The organism is Vibrio sp. 2033 (assembly GCF_033339735.1).
Map to the genome: position 1 here is coordinate 1 of NZ_JAWOVC010000162.1, position 910 is coordinate 910.

Annotated in this window: 1 pseudogene; it reads right to left on the reverse strand. The window is 47.3% G+C overall.

Annotated elements, in window-relative coordinates:
* Positions 1-583 (reverse strand): annotated as a pseudogene (locus R7P74_RS25320) (IS21 family transposase); the annotation flags it as partial.
* Positions 584-910 lie beyond the last annotated feature (327 nt).

Consider the following 910-nt stretch of genomic DNA (forward strand, 5'->3'; position numbering starts at 1 on the left):
GCGCCTCTAACCAGTAGGACTTACCTTGGCTCGGGAAGGCTTCAACATAGGTGTAATTGGTCGCACCTAAGGTCGCGACGAACACTTCCGCTTCACGCACTTCTCCTGTGTCAGGGTTGACCACCTGAAGCCTCGGCCCACAGTAGTCGATAAACAGCTTATCACCCGCAACATGAAGCTGGCGCATGCTGCGCTTTTGGGTTTTGAACCAGCGAGTGAAGTGCTCACAGAACTGAGTGTAAGCGTAAGCTTGCTCTTGATATTGCTCATGATATTCCTGCCAGAGCAGCATCTTCGTCATGCCTTTACGTCTGAGTTCGACTGCGTATTGAGTGAAGTCTGGCATGACTTTATCGCGACTGGCTTTCTTGCCGTGATACAGAGCTTGAGTGATATCAGCATCGCTACAACTTTCAGGCAGAGGCCAACCAAGTTGGCTTTGTTTAAAACGAGTAAGGAGTTCCGATATGGTTGACGGGCCGAGTTTAAGGCAAGAAGCGATGCTGCGATTTGAGAGACCGCAGTCGTACTTAAGGCGCAATACCTCTTTGATTTTGTTCATTGGAGTTCTCTTTTTTGCCATGGTCGCTTCCTTACTTTCTTGTTTAAGAAGTAAAGAATAGCGAGCTATTGATTTAAAAGAGAAAAAGGTAGGATTTCGGACATTCCGATCGCGGTTTTCGCTATTCCGATCACCGATTTCGGAGTTAGGCTAAAAGTGATCGGATAATCGCGGAATCAGTGATCGGTTTAAACCGAAATGGGTGATCGGATAATCCCGAAATGACTGATCGGAATGCTCCGAAATATGCAGTGAGCTGCTCAATATTGCTCGCTCTACCGCTTACTATCAACCCATCGGACTCTCTGCTGAGGAGATCACGTTACGACGAATGATTGACGAAATTCA